Source organism: Actinosynnema sp., from assembly GCF_052038725.1.
On sequence record NZ_JBQGCX010000439.1, the window covers coordinates 1 to 1,666 of the forward strand.

Annotated in this window: 1 protein-coding gene; it reads right to left on the minus strand. The window is 70.9% G+C overall.

Going from position 1 to position 1,666, the window contains the following annotated elements; genetic code table 11:
* Positions 1 to 111: 111 nt before the first annotated feature.
* Positions 112 to 1,666 (minus strand): ABC transporter substrate-binding protein (locus ACTUAL_RS08915; protein WP_440899918.1); only part of this gene is annotated, 1,555 nt, incomplete at its 5' end.

A 1,666-nucleotide genomic window follows, 5' to 3' on the forward strand; every position in this document is an offset into this window, starting at 1 on the left:
GCGGTGCGGGCCGGAACGCGGACGGGGCCCCGCCTGGTGGGCGGGACCCCGTCCCTGGTGCGTGGTGCAGGAGCTCAGGCGCTACCGGTCACGACCGGGCGCGCCACCGCCTCACTGGGCGGCGTTGTTGCCCCACTCCCACGCGTTCCACGTGAGACCGGCCTGCGTCGGGTTGTAGACGACACCCTCGGCGGACTGGGTGCTGGCGACGACGCCCGGGAAGGCGAAGCCGGGGATCGTGGCCCGGTCCTGCCACAGCAGCGACTCGATCTGGATCACCAGGTCGGTCTGCGCGTCGGCGTCGACCTCCTGCGTCAGCTGCTCGAGCAGGGCGTCGACCTCCTCGTTGCAGTAGTAGCCGTTGTTGTTGCCCTTGGACTCGCCCTCGGGCACGCAGGTGAAGGTGGAGACGGACCCGGACTTCAGCGGGGAGCCGGCCCAGGCGAACTGGGCGACGTCGAAGGCACCGGTGGCGAGCTCGCCGTCGGCCTCGAAGAAGTCCTCGTTGCCGATGTCCTGCACGTCGAAGCCGGCGCCGTTGGGGCCGCACGCGTCGACGATGAGGGCCGCCTGCTGGGTACGGCGCGGGTTGGCGTTGTGACCCAGGCGGAGGGTGGTGCCCTCCAGGCCGTTCTCGGCGAGGAGCGCCGCGGCGGCCTCGATGTCCTGCTCGGCCTGGCCGTCGTAGGACTCCTCGGCGACCCGGTCGTAGTCCGGCTCGAAGGGGAACACGAAGCGGCTGTTGAGGACCTCGGCCTCGGGGTTCAGCGGCGTGATGAGGTTGTCGATGATCGTCTGGCGCGGCAGGCAGAGCGCGAACGCCTCACGCAGGACGGGGTCGGCGAACTCGCCCTGGAAGTTGAAGTCCCAGTGCTCGTACGTGTACTGGTCCGTGCCCTCGAAGGCGACCGAGTCGCCGATGGCCTCGAGCTGGGCGAGCAGGTCGGGGCTGGGCTGCGGGTCCATGGCCTGGACCTCGCCGTTCTGCAGCGCCTGGGCCTGGGCGTCCTGGGCGATGAAGCGCGTGACGATCGTGTCGCTGACCGGCGGGGTGCCCCACCACTGGTCGTTGGCGACGTAGGTGATCGACTGGCCGGCCTCCCAGCTCTCGACCACGTAGGGGCCGGAGGACAGGGCGGTCTCGGCGTTCCAGTCACCGGGGGCGAAGTTCCAGCCGGTGTTCCAGAACTCGGCGGCCGGGGCCATGGCGTCCTGGTCGCCCGCGTCGACGGCGGCGATGATGTCCTCGACGCCGCTCTCGCGCTCGAGCACGTGCGCCGGCTTCAGCGCGCCGTAGGTGGCGGCGTAGTCGGCGTAGGGGGTGTTGTACGTGACCGTGAACTCCGTGTCGCCGTCGGCGCAGTCGGGGCGGTCGTGGTCCTCGTAGCCGGTGGTGCCGGCCGCGGAGAAGGCGGGGAACGTCCCGGACTGGGCGGCCCAGTACAGGACGGCGTCGTCGCAGTCGATGGGCTCGCCGTCGGACCAGACGGCCCCCTCGGCGAAGGTGTACTCGACGGTGAGCGGGTCCTCGCTCGTCACCTCGAAGGTGCCGAACTCCTCGTCGGGCTCGACGGTGCCCTCGGGGCCGAAGTACCAGAAGCCCCGCAGCACCGGGTTGAGCGCGACGGCGTTGGCCGAGGCGTTCGTCTCCGCGGTGTCGGAGTTG